This is a genomic window from Streptomyces sp. NPDC002018 (assembly GCF_042890865.1).
Classification (GTDB): Bacteria; Actinomycetota; Actinomycetes; order Streptomycetales; family Streptomycetaceae; genus Streptomyces.
On the sequence record NZ_JBIASO010000010.1, the window covers coordinates 258706 to 276520 of the forward strand.

A 17815-nucleotide genomic window follows, 5' to 3' on the forward strand; every position below is an offset into this window, starting at 1 on the left:
CGGACTCATGGTCGACGAATCGCGGATCCTGGTGACCGGCGCGGCCGGCGCCGTCGGTGCGGTGGGGCGGCGAGTGGTGGATCTCCTCCGCGCGCGGGGCAGACCCGTGCGCGCGCTGGTCCATCGCGAGGACGAGCGGGCGGACGCGCTGAGAGCGAGCGGAGCCGAGGTCGTCGTCGGAGATCTGACGCGCGGCCGCGATGTGCTCGCGGCCCTCGACGGCTGCCGGCGGGCGTACTTCTCCATGAGCGTCTCGTCGCGGTTCCTGGAGGCGGCGGTGACGACGGCCGCCGCCATGCGGGAGTACGGACGTCTGGACCTCGTCCTCGGCATGTCCCAGCTGACCGTCTCGCAGATGAACCTGTCGAGTACGGAGGAGTCGGAACAGCAGCGTCAGCACTGGCTCGCCGAGCAGGTCTTCGTATGGTCGGGGCTTCCTGTGACGCATGTCCGGCCGACCGTGATGATGGAGAATCCGCTCTTCCAGGTGGCGGCCGCCTCCGTCGCGAGGTCCGCCACCGTCCGTCTGCCCTTCGGTGACGGCCGGACCTCACCCGTCGCCGCGCAGGATGTGGCGGACACGGTGTCCGCGCTCCTGACCCGGCCCGCGGACCGCCCGCCGCGTGACGTCTACGAACTCACGGGCGCCGCCTCGCGAGGCATGGCGGAGATCGCCGCCGAGTGGTCGGCGGCCCTGGGGCGGACCGTCACCTACACGGATGTTCCCTTCGACGAGTGGGAGAAGAACGATCTCGGTGCGCTGGACCTTCCGGAGCATGTGCGCGACCACATCGCCACGATGGCGAAACTGCACGCGCGGAACCGGTACGACAGGGTCACCCATGACGTCGAGGAGATCACCGGCCACCCTCCCCGAGGCTGGCGGGAGGCCCTCTTCGACCACGGCCGGCTCACCGGCTGACGGCCCCGCCCGGGGTGCGGACCAGCAGGAACGCCGGGCGCCGGCGCTGCGTGAAGCCGATCGACTCGTAGAGACGGATGGCGCCGGTGTTGGCGGCCGAGGCGTGCATGAAGGGGGTGTCGCCGCGGTCCCGGATGCCCGCCGCGACGGCACGGACCAGCCGGGTCGCGAGGCCCTGGCCCCGGTGGCCGGGGTCGGTGCAGACGGCGCTGATCTCGGTCCACCCGGGCGGCCGGAGGCGTTCGCCGGCCATGGCGACGAGCCGGCCGTCGCGCCGGATGCCGAGGTAGGTACCGAGTTCGATGGTGCGGGGCAGGAAGGGACCCGGTTCGGTGCGGGCGATCAGGTCCAGGATCTCGGGTACGTCACCGGGGGTGAGGCGGACCGCTTCGGGGTCGGGTTCGGCGCGCAGGGCGGTGTCGACCAGTTGCACGCCCTGTCCCCTCCTGACGATCTCCCACCCGTCGGGGAGTTCCGTCGCGCCGCTGACCGGGACGAGGGTGTCCGGTCCGACGAGGGTGACGAGGTCGTCCCAGGCGCGGGGATCGGCCGAGTCGGCGACGGCCGTGAACGGCGAGACGTCCGTGGGGTAACGGGCGGCGAGGCCGGCACGCTCCGCGAAACGGGAGTGCGGACCGGTGAGTGCGGCCCAGGCCGGGTTGTCGAGGATGTGCGGCGCGGCGGCGGTGCTCCGAGGCTCGGCCTCGGTCTGGGCCTCGGACCGGAGCTCGGACTGGAGCTCGGGCTGGGCCTCGGACCGGGCCTCGGACTGGAGCTCGGGCTCGGGCTCGGGGAGCGGCTGCTGCTGGGGCGGGTGGACGCTGGTGGACATGGTGGTGCGAATCTCCATCCGTGGGGTTCCGGGTCGGGGGTCAGCCGACGCGTGGCGGCCCGAGCGCGAACCGGCCGTGGGCGGGGAGCCGGCCGCCGACGAGGTCGGCGGCCAGTTCCCCGATGACCGAGGCGAACTTGAAACCGTGTCCGGAGAAACCGGCCAGTACGGTCAGGGGCCCCGCACGGTCGACGACGAAGTCATGGTCGGGCGTGATGGTGTACAGACAGGTGGTCGCCCCAGGGGCCGTGTGGTCGACACCGGGCAGCCAGTCGGCGGCGTACCGCTGGACCCGGCCGACCGCGTCGGGCGCCACGGTCCGGTCCCGGTGATCGGGATCGACGACGGGCCCGACACCGTGGAAGCCGACCTTGACGCCGTCGTCGCTGCCGAGTCCGTAGATTCCGCCGCTGTCGGCCGGGAGTCCGGCCCCGGGGTGGTGGATGAAGCTCGGCCAGCCGAGGGCGTCCGGCGCCGGGAAGTGCACGGGCTGCTCCTGGGTGACCCGCATCGGCGGCAGGCCCGGCACGAGTCCGGACAGCCGGCTCGGCGCCCAACCGCCGACCGCGACCACGACCGCGTCGGCGACGACCGCTTCCTCGTCCTCGGTCACGATCTCGGCGCGCTCGCCGCGCACCGACAGCCGGGACACCTTCACGCCGTGCCGGATACGGGCCCCTTTCCGCCGGGCGGCCTGCTGGAACGCCGCGACCGCGTGGTCGGCGTGCAGCCTGCCGGCCTCGGGGTGGAACAGCGCGGTCGTATCGGCCCTCAGCCCCGGCCAGCGCTCGGCGGCCCCCGGTGGTGTGAGGAGTTCCGCCGGGCGGCCGGCCGCGCGCAGGGCGTCATGGAGCGCCGAGGTCGCGGCGGCCGGACCGTGGTCGACCGCGCCGGTCAGTTCCAGCACCCGTTGTCCGGTCTCCTCCTCGAGGCGGTGCCAGAGCGGCAGGGACCGCACCGCCAGGGAGACATAGAACGGATCGGGGTAGGCCAGCCGGAAGATCCGCGAGCTGCCGTGCGAGCTGCCCCGGTCGTGACCGGGCTCGAACTGCTCGAAGAGGGTCACCTGTTCGCCCCGTGACGCCAGGTGCCAGGCCGCGGAAGAACCCATGACCCCGCCTCCGACGACCACGATGTTTCCTACCACGGATGCGGGATCCTTTTCTGTGCAAGGGATATGACGGTCGATCAGAAGTGGGACGCGACCACGGGATCACGGCGCAAGGGGGCGAAGGCACCCAGGTGTCCGGGAGTACGCCGGCATCGGGTGGGACGCGTGGGACGGGACGCAGACGGGCCACAGGGGGCGGCAGGGGCGAGGGGAATGCCGCGGAGCGCGTGCGTCGGGAAGCCGTCAGCCCCGGCAGAGAGTGCTGCCGGGGGCCGTACACAGCGCGCTGTTGACGCGGAGCAGGTCGACGCAGCGGTTCAGGTACGCCGCGCCGCGACCCTGGCGCCGCCCTGCGGCCGTCCCCGGACCTGCGTACATCGCCGCCGCCTTCACCATCCGCCCCACGGGGCCTCGTGCCTGCCGAATGTCCTCCGGTCCGGTCGTCACCCGGGGCCTCCCGCCGTGAGGCGAGGACCGCCCGTCCGCGAGCCAGGGCTCGCCGCTGACGCTCAGGACCGTTCTGCGCCGGAACGTAGGTCCGTCACCGGAGGAATGTCAACGCCGTCTCAACAGCCGGTCCCTGCCCGGATCTCGCCCCACCGCCTTCTTGACGGCCCACCGGAGCGCGCTCAGACTGAGGGGCGACGGTCACGATTGTCAGCGCTCACCCGCGCGGGATCCCCCGCTCAGGTGGGTCATCGGCCCCGGCCCGCTGACAGGCAACCCTTCCACTGCGACGGGGTGCCCCGGGTGACGACCAGGTCCCACCCCGGCGGTGGGGCAAGTGCGGTCTCGCTTCTCTCGCGAGGCCCCGATGACGGGACCGGCGGAGATGCCCAGGACATCGCGGAAGAGCAAGAGCGTCTGTCCGACCTTCCGGCCGGCGCCGCTGCCGCGTCCGCGCCTGCTGACCAGGCGCCGCCATATCGATCTGCTGCGGCTCCGCAACGGATGCTCTCCGGCCGTCTGAGCCGAACCAGCTCCACGATCGCTGTCCCGGGTCCGGGCGTTGTGCGCTGCCGCGCGCCGCCGGACCCTCCTCCCGTACGGCCACCGGCGCCGAAGAAGTCACCGGGGCTCCACCGCATCCCTGGAGAGAGCCATGTCCGAGACCTTTACGCAGACGTCCTTCCCGGCGGCACGTCGCGATTCCCGCCCCGGCACCGCCCCGCGCTTCCGCGACCGTATCGGCGCCGATCTGGGCGGCGGTTACTACCCGGCGGCCCACCGCTACCATCTGTATCTCTCGCTGGGCTGTCCGCGCTCGCTGCGTGTCTCCATCACCCTCGGTCTGCTCGGACTCGAGGACTCGGTCAGCACCACCGTCCTTCCGTCCCCGGCCGACGCCTGCGACCCGCCCGCGGCGCTGCGCACGGCCTACGAGACCACCCGGCACCACTACGACGGTCCGCTGACCGTGCCCGCGCTGTGCGACCTGTGGAGCGGACGGGTGGTGAGCAACCACACCCCCGACATCCTCGACGACCTCGCCCTCCACTTCACCGACCAGGACAACGCCGCTCTGCCCCGGCTGCGGCCCGCCGCCCTGGCCGCCGACATCGACGCGGTCCGTCAACTCCTGGGGGAGAACCTCGCCCAGGCCCAGGCCCCGGCGCTGGACCTTCTGGAACGACAACTGGCCTCCCGCCCTTATGTGCTGGGCGACACACTGACGGCCGCGGATGTGGATCTGTGGGTGGCCCTCGTCCATCTGGACGCCGACGCCCTGCGGCGAGTCGCCGCCGGCGAGCGCCTCTGGTCGTACGTCCAGCGGCTGGGTGCCCATCCGGCCTTCCATGAGATTCCCCGTGCGGAGACTCCGCGTACGGAGGGACAGCGGGAACACATCGGTGAGGATCCGTGTTCATCGGAGAGGGATTGTGTCGGCGACGGCGGCCGGGTTACGGTTCCGGCAGGTCAAGAGTGTCAGCGTCAAGCCCTGGCTTGCTGACCTACAACCCTCCCGCGCGGCGGGGTGCTCCAGGTGACGACCCGGCGGAGCCGGACGGTTCGGCAAGCGCGAGCCCGACACGGTGTGAGCCGACCGGGATGGAGGTGACGGCAGTGCGGGGAGCCCCTCAGCGGCCCATGGTCACCATCGCCACGTACTCGCGACGGCACATCGATCTCCAGCGCGTCGCCGCCGCCCTGTGTCCGGCGTACGAGTCCGTCGCCGCGCCCCAGCCGGCCGCCTAGGCCTTTCCGCGCCCGGCCCGCCTTCCTCCTTGCTCTCGTTACTTTTCGCCACTGTCGCCGACCCTTCATCTCGCGGATCTCCGCCCCGGCCGAGCACGGGCGCGGACGTCCCTCGGCATGCTCACAGGAAGCAGTAAGCCCATGCCCCGAGCATCACACGCACCCCTCCACCTGGCCGTCGCCCTCGACGGCGCCGGCTGGCACCCCGCGGCCTGGCGGGAGCCCGGCGCCCGGCCCGACGAACTGTTCACCGCGCGGTACTGGACCGGCCTGGTCACCGAGGCCGAGCGGGGGCTGCTGGACTTCGTCACCATCGATGACTCGCTGAGCCTCCAGACCTCCCGGCACGTCGAGCCGGACGAGCGCACCGACCAGGTACGGGGCCGGCTGGACGCGGTACTGATCGCCGCCCGGGTGGCGCCGCTGACCCGGAACATCGGGGTGATCCCGACCGCCGTGGTCACCCACACCGAGCCCTTCCACCTCTCGAAGGCGATCGCCACCCTCGACTATGTGAGCACCGGACGGGCCGGGATCCAGGTGAGGGTGTCCGGCCGCGCCGACGAGGCCGCGCACTTCGGCCGCCGTACGGTGCCGGGCCTGCGCGCCGAGGACCTGGCCTCGGCGGCGGGACAGCCATGGGTGAAGGAGCTGTTCGACGAGGCCGCCGACTATGTCGAGGTGCTGCGCCGGCTCTGGGACAGCTGGGAGGACGACGCGGAGATCCGCGATGTCGCCACCGGCCGCTTCATCGACCGCGACAAGCTGCACTACATCGACTTCGAGGGCGCGCACTTCCGGGTGAAGGGCCCCTCGATCACCCCGCGCCCGCCCCAGGGACAGCCGCTCGTCACCGCGCTGGCGCACGCGACGGTCCCGTACGAACTGGTCGCCCGTTCGGCCGACATCGGATTCGTCACCCCGGCCGGAGCCGAGGACGCCCGGACCATCCTGGCGGAGATCCGCGCGGCGCAGGCCTCCGCCGGCCGCGCCGACGAGACCGTGCATGTCTTCGGCGACCTGGTGGTCTTCCTCGACGACGACCCCGACGCCGCCGCGGAGCGCAAGGCCCGTCTGGACGAACGCGCCGGCACGGAGTACAGCAGCGACGCCCGCGTCTTCACCGGGTCGCCCGCGCAACTCGCCGATCTGCTGGAGGAATGGGGGGACACCGGGCTGACCGGCTTCCGGCTGCGGCCCGGCGCCCTTCCGTACGACCTGGAGCAGATCACCCGCCGTCTCGTGCCCGAACTCCAGCGCCGTGGCGCCTTCCGTACCGCGTACGAGGCGAGCACCCTGCGCGGACTGCTCGGACTGCCCCGCCCCGCCAACCGCTACGCCGCCGTCTGAGCCGGAAGGACCGTACGAGTCATGAGCAAGTCCGCCACGCCGCAGAAGCAGATCCACCTCGCCGCGCACTTCCCCGGCGTCAACAACACCACCGTGTGGAGCGACCCCCAGGCGGGCAGCCACGTCGAGTTCAGCTCGTTCGTACACTTCGCGCGGACCGCCGAGCGCGCCAAGTTCGACTTCCTCTTTCTCGCCGAGGGCCTTCGGCTGCGGGAACAGGGCGGCCGGATCTACGACTTGGACGTCGTCGGGCGGCCCGACACCTTCACCGTCCTGACCGCGCTCGCCGCCGTCACCGAGCGCCTCGGCCTGACCGGCACGATCAACTCGACCTTCAACGAGCCCTACGAGGTGGCCCGCCAGTTCGCCAGCCTCGACCATCTGTCGGACGGCCGCGCCGCCTGGAACGTCGTCACCTCGTGGGACGCCTTCACCGGTGAGAACTTCCGCCGCGGCGGCTTCCTGCCGCAGAACGAGCGCTACTCGCGGGCGAAGGAGTTCCTGAGCACCACCACCGAGCTGTTCGACTCCTGGCGGGGCGACGAGATCGCCGCCGACAAGGAGTCCGGCACCTTCCTGCGGGACGCGCGGGCCGGAGCCTTCGTGCACCAGGGCCGGCACTTCGACATCGCCGGGCAGTTCAACGTCCCTCGCAGCCCGCAGGGACGCCCGGTCATCTTCCAGGCCGGCGACTCCGAGGAAGGCCGCGAGTTCGCGGCGACGAGCGCGGACGCGATCTTCAGCCGCTACAGCACCCTCAAGGAGGGACAGGCGTTCTACACGGACGTCAAGAGCCGTCTCGCCCGCCACGGCCGCACCCACGACCAGCTTCTGATCCTGCCCGCCGCGACCTTCGTGCTCGGCGACACGGACGCCGAGGCGCAGGAGCTGGCCCGCGAGGTGCGCCGCCAGCAGGTCAGCGGGGCCACCGCGATCAAGCACCTGGAATTCGTCTGGAACCGCGATCTGTCCGCGTACGACCCGGAGGGCCCGCTCCCCGACATCGATCCGGACCTCGGTGAGCACACCATCGCCCGCGGTCGCGCCCAGGTGCGGATGTACCGCGACCCGCTGGCCACCGCCCGGGAGTGGCGGGAGCTGGCGGCCGCGAACAAGTGGTCGATCCGGGATCTGGTCATCGAGACCGGCACCCGTCAGTCCTTCATCGGCTCCCCGGCCACGGTCGCCGAGACCATCGACTCCTTCGTGCAGGCCGACGCCAGCGACGGGTTCATCCTCGTCCCGCACATCACCCCCGGCGGGCTGGACGTCTTCGCCGACACCGTGGTCCCGCTGCTCCAGGAGCGCGGCGTGTTCCGCACGGAGTACGAGGGCACCACCCTGCGGGACCACCTCGGCCTCGCCCACCCCGACGCCGACGCGCCGGCCGAGCGAGTGGCATCGTGAAGTTCCTGGCCATCACCCTGATCGTGCACGCCCCGGATCCTGTGACCGGCGTACAGAAGTCCACCCGGGACCGCTTCCGGGAGGTGGTCGACAACGCCCTGCTCGCCGAGGAACTGGGCTTCGACGGCTTCGGTGTCGGCGAGCGCCACGAGCGGCCGTTCATCTCGTCCTCGCCGACGGTGGTGCTGAGCCATCTCGCCGCCCTCACCCGGCGGATCCGGCTGTTCACCGCCGTGACGACGCTGAGTCTGCTCGACCCGGTGCGGGCGTACGAGGACTACGCGACCCTCGACCATCTCTCCGGGGGCCGGCTCGAACTGATCGTCGGCAAGGGCAACGGCGCGGCGCAGCGCGAGCTGTTCCACGTCACCCCCGAGGACCAGTGGGAGCGCAACGCAGAGTCGTACGAGGTGTTCCGCCGGATCTGGCGGCAGGACAAGGTGACGTACCCGACGCGCTTCCGCCCGGAGCTGAAGGAGGCCGAGGTCTGGCCCCGGCCGTTCCAGCGGCCGGTGCGGGTCTGGCACGGCAGCGCGACCAGCCGGGAGTCGGTGGACCTGGCCGCCCGTTACGGCGACCCGCTCTTCTCCGCCAATGTCACCAATCCGATCGAGCCGTACGCCGAGCTCATCCGCTACTACCGGGAGCGCTGGGAGCACTACGGTCACGATCCGGCCCTGGCCGTGGTGGGCGCGGGCACGGCCGGCTACTACGCCGCCCGCACCTCGCAGGAGGCGCTGGCGGCCTACCGGCCGGTCTTCGAGGGCGGTCTGGCCCTCCAGAAGAAGCTCGGTCTGGAACCGGTCTTCCGCACCCTGGAGGACTTCGTCGAGCGCAGTTCCGCCCTGATCGGCAGCCCGCAGCAGGTGATCGAGAAGGTGCACCGCTACCACGCGCGGTTCGGCCACAGCGTGCTGCATCTGGCGGCGGACGCCGGCGGCCTCAGCGACGCCCAGCACCGCGAGAGTCTGGAGCTGTTCCAGTCCGACATCGCGCCCACGCTGCGCCGTGAGATCCCCGACCCGCCGTTCGCCTGGGGCCCGGTCGCGCCCGCCGCGACCCACTGACAAGGAGAACCATCGTGGCCAACACCCCTCTGGCCGTTCTGGACCTCGTGCCGATCTCGTCCGGGTCCAGCGCGGGCCAGGCGCTGCGCAACAGCATCGACCTGGCCCAGCACGCCGAGCGCCTCGGCTACGCCCGCTACTGGTTCGCCGAGCACCACCTCAACCCCGGCGTCGCGGGCACCTCTCCGGCGGTCGTCCTGGCTCTGACCGCGGCGGCGACCTCGACCATCCGGCTCGGTTCCGGCGCGGTCCAGCTCGGACACCGTACCGCCCTGGCCACGGTCGAGGAGTTCGGGCTGCTCGACGCGGTGCATCCCGGCCGCTTCGACCTCGGCCTGGGCCGGTCCGGCGGCCGGCCCACGCCCGCCGGCCGGCGCCCGGCACTGGTCGGCGCCACGGCCGTCGTGGACGGACGCACCCCGGGCGGGCTGAAGATCCCGGCCCCCTTCTCCTTCGAGCATCTGCTGCGCTCCCCGCGCTTCGCCCTGCACAAGAAGCTGCTGACGCAGCCGGGCGCCGAATCCCAGCCCTACGACGAGCAGATAGCCGACATCCTCGCCCTGCTGGCCGGCACCTACGCGACCGACGACGGGGTCGAGGCGCATGTCGTACCCGGCGAAGGGGCCCGGGTGGAGGTCTGGATCCTGGGCAGCAGCGCCGGGATCAGCGCGGAGGTCGCCGGCGCCAACGGGCTGCGGTTCGCCGCGAACTACCACGTCAGCCCGGCCACCGTACTGGAGGCCGCCGAGGCCTACCGCGCGGCCTTCGTCCCCTCCGCCGAGCTGGCGCGACCGTATGTCACCGTCTCCGCCGACGTCGTGGTCGCCGAGGACGAGGCGACCGCCCGCGAGCTGGCCACCGGCTACGGCCTGTGGGTGCGCAGCATCCGCAGCGGCGAGGGCGCGATCGCCTTCCCCACTCCCGACGAGGCCCGCGCGCACGCCTGGACCGAGGAGGACCGCGCGCTGGTCGAGGACCGTGTCGACACCCAGTTCGTCGGTTCGCCGCGGCAGGTCGCCGACCAACTGGAGACGTTGCGCGAGGCCACCGGCGCCGATGAGCTGGCCGTCACCACCATCACCCACGACCACGCGGACCGGGTCCGCTCCTACGAACTGCTGGCCGGCGAATGGAGCCGACGATGACCGCCGCCGCCGCCGACGGTGACCGGCCGATCCGGACCCGGCAGAAGAACGACCCCGGGCCGGTTCCGCCGCCCGGGACGCGCACCGCCACCGACAAGGAGCCGACATGACGATCCAGCACACCGGCACAACAGGCACCGACGCGGGCGCCGACCGGACGGAGTTCGTCCGGCAGTGGGAGGAATGGCACACCCAGCGCGAACGGAACCTGGCGGATCCGCACGGTTTCCTCGCCGTGACCAGCCTGCGGTGGCTCGACGGTGAGCCGACCCGGTTCCCCGACGCGCCCGGAGCGTGGTCCACCGCCGACGACGGTGTGACGGTCGACCTGGACGAGGGCGAGGAACTGGCCGTCCAGGGCGCCGTGGTACGCGGCCGGTACCACTTCGGGGCCGTCGCGGAGCGGGCAAGCCTCCTGGCCACAGCGGGCGACGCCGTGATCGAGGTCGCCAAGCGCGGCGGCCACGACATCCTGCGCCCGCGCCACCCCGACAACAAGCTGCTGCTCGACCACATCCGCACCCCCGCCTACACCCCGGACCCCCGCTGGGCACTGACCGGCCGCTATCTCCCGTTCGACGCTCCCCGCGCCGTGACCGTGGGTGCGGCGGTCGAGGGGCTCCAGCACGTCTATGACGCCCCCGGGCAGGTCGAGTTCACGCTGGACGGCCGCACCCACCGGCTCACCGCCTTCAACGGCAAGCAGCCCGGCAGCCTCCTGGTCCTGTTCACCGACGCCACCTCCGGCGTCACCACCTACGCGGCCAACCGCGCCGTCTCCGTCCCCCCGCCGGACGACCGGGGCACGGTGGTCATCGACTTCAACCGCGCCACCAACCTGCCGTGCGCCTACACCGACCTGGCCACCTGCCCGCTGCCTCCGGCCGAGAACAAGCTGCCGGTCGCCGTCGAGGCCGGCGAGAAGATCCCGTACGAACGCACCGGCGGCAGGTAGGTAGGTAGGTAGGTACGTCCGGTCCTCCGTACATGGCTTGTGGGGGTGCGGGGGGAGGTGACGACGCCCACGATCGCGGACGGCCGGTCCGACCGGGCGTCCGAGCCCCCGCCCCCTGCTCCCTGCTCCCCCGCTCATCGGCCTCTCAGCCGCCGACGTCACGCAGCACTTCGCGTGCGGCCCGCGCGCCGGAGGCCAGCGCTCCCTGGACGGAGCCCGTGGCCCGGTGGTCGCCGCACACATAGCGCCCCGGTCCCACCGCCGCCGCACGGCTGAGCGGCTGCGGGGGCGGCATGGCGGGCAGGGCGTCCCGTACGGTGCGTACGGTCAGCGGCGCCCAGCCGCCGGTGGCGACGCCGTAGACCTCGGCGAGCGCCTCGCGCACCCGGCCCTCGCGGCCGGGCTCATCCTCTCCGAGGACCGAGGTCGCGACCAGGGAGCGGCCGGCCGGCGCGTACCCCGGGACGACTTCGCTGAGCACGCAGGTGTTGAGGAAGCGCCGCCGGGCGTCCATGAGCAGCGTCGGCTCGGGCAGCGGTGACGGCTCGCACACGTGGTAGTACGTGGAGACCACGCGGTACGGCGGCACCTCCAGGCCGGGCAGCAGCGCCGCGGCGGGTCCCGGACCGGTCGCCACCACGACGGCACGGGCGCCGATCTCCTTGCCCGTGGTGAGGAGCGCGCCCTCGTCGGTGAGCCGGCCGACGGCGGTGTCCAGCCGTACGGTGCCGTCGGGCAGCGCGTCCGCCAGCCGCGCCGGTACCGCGCCGATCCCGTCGGTGGGCAGACAGAGGGTGCCGCGCAGCATGCTGCGCCATACGAGATGGAAGACCCGGCTGGAGGTCTCCAACTCGTCCTCCAGGAAGACGCCGGAGAGGAACGGGCGGAAGAAGCGCTCGACGAACTCCTCGGAGAAGCCGGCCGTCGCGAGCGCGGTCCGTGTGGTGCTCTCCTCACCGCGTTTCAGGATTCGTACGGGAGCGAGCAGATCTCGTGCCGAGAGCACGCCCAGGGCGAGCAGGTCGCGGGCCCCGGCGAGGCGCCCCGGCAGCAGATCGGCGTACCGGCGCGGTCCACGCGCCGGTCCGCGCGCCGGATCGTGTGACGGGTCGTGTGCCCCAGTGCGTCCCGGGTCGTGTGCCGCACCGCGCGTCGGGTCGCTGAAACGGAACCGTCCGCGGTCCGTGTGGACCAGCACACCCGGTGTGAAGGGCCGCAGCCTCAGTTCGCGCAGGGACAGGCGCCGTCGCACCTGGGGGTAGGAGGTGTTGAAGACCTGGAAGCCACGGTCGACGACGAACGTGTCACCGGAACCGTCACCGACGCGGTCGGAGCGCATACGTCCTCCGACGCCGTCCGATGCCTCGACCACACACACGTCGAGACCGGATCGGAGCAGGTCGTGCGCGCAGGCGAGGCCTGCGAGCCCCGCCCCCACCACCAGCACATCCGGCGCTCCGCGCGTCACGGGCATGGCCACCGCCCTTCGCCTGGGGGCCGCGCCCGGCACTTGTGTGCGCCCGCCGGGCCGCCCCGTACGTTCTCGCTCTCCGGCCATCCCTTCCCCGTGGCCGCGTCGCTCGGACGCACCGGGAGCACCCTGTACTCCCTTCGCCACTCCCTTCACCGTGCTGCATCCTTCACCGTGCTGCATCGCGCCGGACAGGAATCGGCCCCGCCCCCGGGGCGGAGCCGGAACCCCGTACGCGGAACGGCCCGCACGAGCCGTACGACCCGCTTCCCCCGCAGGAGCCGCACCCCTCGCACGAGCCGCACGACCCGTATACGGATCAGGCCTTGGCCGCCGAGGTGGAGGCGGGAAGGGCATCCACTCCCGTGTCGGCTCCCGCCGGGACCGCGGCCGGACGCCGGCCCGGCAGGAACGCGGCCAGCACAAGCGCGCCCAGGGCGGCCGCGCATCCGATGATCAGCGCCGTACGGAAGCCGTCCCGCGAGGGCAGGGCGAAGTCACCGAAGCGCGTGGTCATATGGGCCAGGACGACACCGCACACGGCCGCGGACACCGAGGTGCCGATGGAACGCATGAGGCTGTTGAGTCCATTGGCGGAGGCAGTCTCCGAGACCGGCACCGCCGACATGATCAGAGCGGGAACGGCGCCGTAGGCGAAGCCGACCCCGGCGCCGATGACCGATCCGACGATCACCATCTGCCAGGCCTCACTCATGAGGACGATGCCCAGCGCGTAACCGACGGCGATCGTGGCCGCGCCGGTCATCAGCGACACCTTGGCGCCCCAGGCCGCGGTGATACGGGCCGACAGCGGCGACACCGCCATCATCACCAGACCGGACGGCCCCATGTAGAGGCCCGCCGCCACCATGCTCTGTCCGAGTCCGTATCCGGTGGCCGTGGGCATCTGGAGCAGTTGGGGCAGCACGAGGGACATCGCGTACATGGCGAAGCCCAGCATGATCGAGGAGAGATTGGTCAGCAGTACCTGCCGGTGCATCGTGACCCGCAGATCCACCAGGGCGTGCCCGGTCCGCAGCTCCCACCATCCCCACACGAGCAGCAGGGCCACTGCCGCGCAGATCAGTGTCAGGGTCGTACCACTGCCCCAGCCCCAGTCGGCGCCCTTGGAGATGGCCAGGAGCAGACAGACCAGCCCGGCGGACAGCCCTGCCGCGCCCACCAGGTCGAACCGGCCGCCGCTGCGTACCTCGGACTCCGGAACGAACGCCCTCACCAGCACGAACACCAGCACGGCGAGTCCGGCGGCCACCCAGAACAGCACATGCCAGTTGGTGTACTGCGCCAGCAGCGCCGCGGCCGGAAGTCCCAGCGCACCGCCCACGCCCAGCGACGAGCTCATCAGCGCGATGGACGTGCCGAGGCAGTGTACATAATTTTCGTATCAGGTACGCTAAATGCAAAAGTCCAGGTCAGGGCCGTGGGCACGGATCTGGATAAACATCAGCGGCCTCCCGGCGCCCGGGGCGGTGCCGGACATGGCCCCATGGACCGCCCGCCGGATCCGCGAGGCCGGCGGGCCGAGCGCCTGGCGGGACGAAGGGGACAGCCGCCCTCAGCCCCGCCCTCGCTCATCTCCTGACCGACTCGTCCTCGGCCTCCACCTCCTCCGCCTCGTCGTCCTCTTCGTCCTCTTCGCCTTCTTCGGCTTCTTCGGCTTCGTCCTCGTCCTCGTACTCCGACTCGGCCGCCTCGCCGTCCTCTTCCTCGGCCTCGTCCTCTTCGTCTTCGTCTTCGGCGGTCACGTCCTCGCCGGTCTCGTCCTCGCCCGTCTCGTCCTGATCGGCCTCTTCGGCCTCGTCGGGTTCGGTCTTCTGCGCCTCTTCCTCCTCCATCGCCTCTTCATGCGTCCGGACGACCTCGCCGTCCCTGATCTCCCCGCGCCAGCCGTCCGGCTCCTCGTCCGTGAGCGTCACGTACCGCTGGAAGTGCTTGAAGTCGAGGCGGAGTCGGCGGCCCTGAGCGCGCCACAGATTTCCGGTCTTCTCGAAGAACCCCGAGGGGTAGTACTCGACCACGAGCACGATGCGGGTCAGATTGGGCGCCAGCTCATGAAAACTCACCGCTCCGCGGGTCGTTCCCTTGGCGCCTTCGGACGTCCAGACAATGCGGTCGTCGGGTATCTGTTCCTGGACGGTGGCTTTGAATCCCCGTGTGGAAGGACCGACCTTGGCCTTCCAGTCACTGGTCACCTCGTCGCCCTTCGACACGTTACGGACACCCTTGGTGAAACCGCTGAATTTCTCGTACTGCGTCCAGTGGTCGTACGTGGTACGGAGGGGTATCCCCACGTCGAGGAATTCGATGATGTTCGTGACCTTCGTGTCGCCGGCCTTCCGCTGCTTGCGGCCACCGCCGAAGATTCCCTTCACCTTGTCGACCACATTGTCCTTGGTGGCCTTGACCTTCTCGCTCACAAAGGCCTTCAGCGGCGACTCTCCGTGCAGGATTCGGGAGGCGACGGCGGGCAGTTGTCCGCCGGTGTCGGCCACTTCCGTGAGCCGGTCCGTGACACCGGTGACCTTCTCACCGAGTTTTCCCGCCACCTTGCCCACCGCACGCTCCAGTCGCGCGGCGATGAACTGCGTGATCTGTCCGCGTATCTGGTCGGCCACCGAACTCCCCGGATCTGCGGCCTTCTCCGCTGCCTTCACCATGGCTGCCTACCTCCTGCGGCTGTCACGCGTGGGAGAAGCCTTGGCCGCTTTCTTTCTCGGAGAGGCCGTCTTCCCGGCCTCTCTCGCCGCGGGAGCGGCTTTGGCCGCCGGCTTCTTCGCGGCCCGGGAAGCGGCCCCGCCGGGGCCTCCGCCCGGCTGGCGCTTCGCGCGCGCGGCACGGGAGTCCCGGCCGCGGCGGCCCGAGGGCGGCTCGTCTTCCGTTTCACCGGAATCCTCGTCCTCGTCGGAATCCTCGTCCACGGGCCCCTCGGCCTCGTCCTCGGGTTCCTCGGCCTCGGGTTCCTCGTCCTCGTCCTCGTAGGCGTCCTCCGGCTCCTCCTCCCCTTCTTCCTCTTCCTCCACCTCGTCCTCGTCCGGCTCCTCCGGCTTTCCCTTTCCGCCGAGGTTGACGGCGCGACCGCTGATCGTGTCGCCCAGCGAGCCCACGCCCCGGCCGACCACGGACGAGAGCGCGCCCTTGGCCGCGTCGAGGCCTTCTCCCCGTATCTGCTCCTGCAACTCCGCGACCTGCGGGATCTCGCCCAGGCGCCGTACTCCTTCGGTGACCAGTTGCTTCGGATCGACACCGAGGCCCTTGCCGGCCACATACGTCGCGATGGTCAGGGCGAACCGGCCCTTCTTCGTACGGCCGAGCACATAACCGCCCAGCACCGCGGAGCCCAGGGCAACTTTGGTTCTCCGATCCATGACTGCGCCACCTTTGGTCTGGTTGTTCCGTTACGACCGGTATCCCGCCTCACCGCACATCACTGCACGCGCGACGATTCCCTGTCCTCTTCGTCGTCGGCGCCCGGCACATGTACGTCGAGAACGCCGATGTTCACCTCGACGACATCCAGTCCGGTCATGCTCTCCACGGCTTCCGAGACATTCGACCGGATGTTTCCCACGGTCTCAGTGATCGGTGTGCCGTATTCGACAACGATGCCCATGTCGATCGCCGTCTGTTTCTCGCCGACTTCCACTTGCACACCACGAGCGGAATCGTCCGAGCCCGACATCTTGCCGCGCACGGCTCCCAGCGTGCGGGACACACCTCCACCCATGGAATACACACCGGATGCCTCCCGGGCCGCGATACCGGCGATGGACGCGACGACCGAGTCGGCGATGGTGGTCTTTCCCTTGACCGCGCCTTCCTTGTTGCCCGCCAGAGTGGCTTCGTTGGTTGCCATCACGGGCCGCCCCCTTTCTGCGATGAGGGTTTACGCCAGCACTTGATGAGGTAGGCGAAAATGGAGTGCCGTCGGCCGGGGAGTATCGCCTCCCGCGACCCCGCCTCTTCTCACCACTCTGCCCGGCTTGTCGTTGGGGCGCCATTCGAGTGACACGGAGAGAAATGATCATGACGGTACGTGGATTTCTCCTGCTTAAGTCCCTTGCGGGCCAAGGGTTCCCGGCCCGCAGAGCCCACTCCCATCAATTGCACTGGGCACTCGTGAAGCCGACAATTGCTTACGGGGCCGAATCGTTGAGGAAGTGCGGATCTATGGACGACGCCGAGAACGCTGCCGATGACTACGGCGACTTCGAAGCCGAGGAGGACCCGACGGACCAGGAGGACCCGACGGACGGGGAGGACCCGACGGACGAGGCGGCGCTGCCCGGCGGAGACGGCATGACCGAGGAAGACGCGGTGGACCAAGGGCCCACGGATGTCTTCCTCGATGTCCCGCTGCTGAACATCGAGGAGATCAACCTTGAGGTCGAGGACCTCTCGGCGCGCGTGTCCCTGCGCGCCGAGGTACTGGATCTCCTCAGACTCCAGGTCGGCGCCGATGTGGAACTCGGCAAGGTGGAACTCGACATCAAGGGTGTGCAGGCGCAGGCCCAGCTCAAGGTGCGTCTGGGCAATGTCGCCGCCATCGTCAATCGCGTGCTGACGACGATCGACCGCAACCCGCAGATTCTGGAGCAGTTGACGCGGGGCGTGGGAACCGCCGTCGAGGAAGTCGGCGCGGGCACCCGCCATGCCGTGGGAGAGCTGGGCCGTGGCACGGGCCGCGCCGTCGAGGACGTGGGACGCGGCGCAGGCGGGGCGGTCGAGCATGTCGGCCGTGGGGCAGGGGAAGCGGTCGAGGAGGTCGGCCACGGCGCCGGGGGGGCGGTGGAGGATGTGGGACGCGGCGCGGGCGGGGCGGTCGAGGGCGTGGGACGCGGCGCGGGTGAGGCCGTCGAGGAGGTCGGCCGGGGCGCCGGCGGGGCCGTCGAGGGCGTCGGCCGTGGTGCGGGCGAAACCGTCGAGGGCGTGGGGGCCGGTGTCGAGGACACCGTCGGGGAAGTGGGCGACACGGCCGGTGAAGCCGTGGAGGAAGTTGAGCCGGGACAGGCCGTCGAAGGCGTGGGTAAGAGCACGGGCACGGGCACGGCGAAGAAGCGTGGCCGCAGGGAGGTCAGGGCGCCGGAGGTGCGTACCCGCAGGAACGAGGACATCGAGGCGCGGTCGGCCAGAACGGCCCGGCGCCGTACAGCACATCGCCGCGATCGCCCGGACTGATCTCCCCGGTGGGTGATTGATCCCCCGGTCGGCCGGAAAGGTCTCCTCGGCCGGCCGGGCCGCGCGTCGTCCGTCTGTTCCGTCCCCTGCCGCCCCTCTCCTGTGAGCGGACACCGCCCCTCGCGTCGCCCCCTGTGCAACCACCTCGCAACGTCCGGCGGAG

Annotated in this window: 16 protein-coding genes and 3 riboswitches; of the genes, 9 read left to right on the forward strand and 7 right to left on the reverse strand. The window is 71.1% G+C overall.

Annotated features, from left to right (window positions below; translation table 11 throughout):
- The first annotated feature begins 7 nt into the window (after nt 1-7).
- Entirely contained in the window at nt 8-922 is a 915-nt protein-coding gene (locus tag ACFYYH_RS19240) for an NAD(P)H-binding protein (RefSeq protein WP_388552095.1), read from the forward strand.
- On the opposite strand, the gene ACFYYH_RS19245 is transcribed toward ACFYYH_RS19240, so the two are convergent.
- Together ACFYYH_RS19245 and ACFYYH_RS19250 are read right to left on the reverse strand one after the other, a co-directional pair.
- Nucleotides 912-1772 carry a GNAT family N-acetyltransferase gene (locus tag ACFYYH_RS19245; protein ID WP_388552097.1) on the reverse strand — a complete coding sequence of 287 codons (861 nt, stop codon included), beginning with the start codon at nt 1770-1772 and terminating at the stop codon, nt 912-914. The two genes, ACFYYH_RS19240 and ACFYYH_RS19245, sit on opposite strands and share 11 nt — an antisense overlap.
- Before the next feature lie 22 nt (nt 1773-1794).
- Nucleotides 1795-2901 (reverse strand): FAD-dependent oxidoreductase, encoded by a 1107-nt coding sequence (locus ACFYYH_RS19250; RefSeq protein WP_388552099.1) that lies wholly within the window; start codon nt 2899-2901, stop codon nt 1795-1797.
- 372 nt (nt 2902-3273) lie between these two features.
- Nucleotides 3274-3382: riboswitch (SAM riboswitch) on the reverse strand.
- Between the two features lie 129 nt (nt 3383-3511).
- A riboswitch (SAM riboswitch) is annotated at nt 3512-3658 on the forward strand.
- Between the two features lie 309 nt (nt 3659-3967).
- On the opposite strand from ACFYYH_RS19250, the gene ACFYYH_RS19255 reads away from it, so the two are divergent.
- The 7 genes from ACFYYH_RS19255 to ACFYYH_RS19285 all read left to right on the forward strand — a co-directional run bounded on the left by ACFYYH_RS19255 (nt 3968) and on the right by ACFYYH_RS19285 (nt 10985).
- The gene (locus ACFYYH_RS19255; RefSeq protein WP_388552101.1) at nt 3968-4816 is read left to right on the forward strand and encodes a glutathione S-transferase C-terminal domain-containing protein; all 849 of its coding nucleotides are present in this window, start codon (nt 3968-3970) and stop codon (nt 4814-4816) included.
- Nucleotides 4781-4891: riboswitch (SAM riboswitch) on the forward strand. It overlaps the preceding gene by 36 nt.
- Before the next feature lie 38 nt (nt 4892-4929).
- Nucleotides 4930-5061 carry a putative leader peptide gene (locus ACFYYH_RS19260; RefSeq protein ID WP_388552102.1) on the forward strand — a complete coding sequence of 44 codons (132 nt, stop codon included), beginning with the start codon at nt 4930-4932 and terminating at the stop codon, nt 5059-5061.
- Nucleotides 5062-5202: 141 nt separating this feature from the next.
- Nucleotides 5203-6411 (forward strand): LLM class flavin-dependent oxidoreductase, encoded by a 1209-nt coding sequence (locus tag ACFYYH_RS19265; protein ID WP_388552104.1) that lies wholly within the window; start codon nt 5203-5205, stop codon nt 6409-6411.
- A 21-nt stretch (nt 6412-6432) separates the two neighbouring features.
- A complete protein-coding gene (locus ACFYYH_RS19270) occupies nt 6433-7818 on the forward strand; it encodes an NtaA/DmoA family FMN-dependent monooxygenase (RefSeq protein WP_388552106.1) in 1386 nt (461 codons plus the stop codon).
- The gene (locus ACFYYH_RS19275) at nt 7815-8885 is read left to right on the forward strand and encodes an LLM class flavin-dependent oxidoreductase (protein ID WP_388552108.1); all 1071 of its coding nucleotides are present in this window, start codon (nt 7815-7817) and stop codon (nt 8883-8885) included. The genes ACFYYH_RS19270 and ACFYYH_RS19275 overlap by 4 nt, the downstream gene beginning before the upstream one ends.
- Nucleotides 8886-8899: 14 nt before the next feature.
- Entirely contained in the window at nt 8900-10030 is a 1131-nt protein-coding gene (locus tag ACFYYH_RS19280; protein ID WP_388552110.1) for an LLM class flavin-dependent oxidoreductase, read from the forward strand.
- 106 nt (nt 10031-10136) lie between these two features.
- Entirely contained in the window at nt 10137-10985 is an 849-nt protein-coding gene (locus tag ACFYYH_RS19285) for a DUF1684 domain-containing protein (protein WP_388552112.1), read from the forward strand.
- Between the two features lie 145 nt (nt 10986-11130).
- Here ACFYYH_RS19285 and ACFYYH_RS19290 read toward each other — a convergent pair whose 3' ends face one another.
- The 5 genes from ACFYYH_RS19290 to ACFYYH_RS19310 form a co-directional block, all read right to left on the reverse strand.
- Nucleotides 11131-12459, reverse strand: a complete 1329-nt coding sequence (locus ACFYYH_RS19290) for an NAD(P)/FAD-dependent oxidoreductase (RefSeq protein WP_388552114.1) — start codon at nt 12457-12459, stop codon at nt 11131-11133.
- 316 nt (nt 12460-12775) lie between these two features.
- Nucleotides 12776-13819 carry an MFS transporter gene (locus ACFYYH_RS19295; RefSeq protein ID WP_388552116.1) on the reverse strand — a complete coding sequence of 348 codons (1044 nt, stop codon included), beginning with the start codon at nt 13817-13819 and terminating at the stop codon, nt 12776-12778.
- Between the two features lie 229 nt (nt 13820-14048).
- Nucleotides 14049-15134 carry an SRPBCC family protein gene (locus ACFYYH_RS19300; RefSeq protein ID WP_388552118.1) on the reverse strand — a complete coding sequence of 362 codons (1086 nt, stop codon included), beginning with the start codon at nt 15132-15134 and terminating at the stop codon, nt 14049-14051.
- Between the two features lie 6 nt (nt 15135-15140).
- Entirely contained in the window at nt 15141-15842 is a 702-nt protein-coding gene (locus ACFYYH_RS19305; RefSeq protein WP_388552120.1) for a histone protein, read from the reverse strand.
- 59 nt (nt 15843-15901) lie between these two features.
- A complete protein-coding gene (locus tag ACFYYH_RS19310; protein ID WP_388552122.1) occupies nt 15902-16330 on the reverse strand; it encodes an Asp23/Gls24 family envelope stress response protein in 429 nt (142 codons plus the stop codon).
- 314 nt (nt 16331-16644) lie between these two features.
- Between ACFYYH_RS19310 and ACFYYH_RS19315 the strand changes: the two genes are divergently transcribed.
- Entirely contained in the window at nt 16645-17652 is a 1008-nt protein-coding gene (locus ACFYYH_RS19315; RefSeq protein ID WP_388552124.1) for a hypothetical protein, read from the forward strand.
- Nucleotides 17653-17815: the final 163 nt, after the last annotated feature.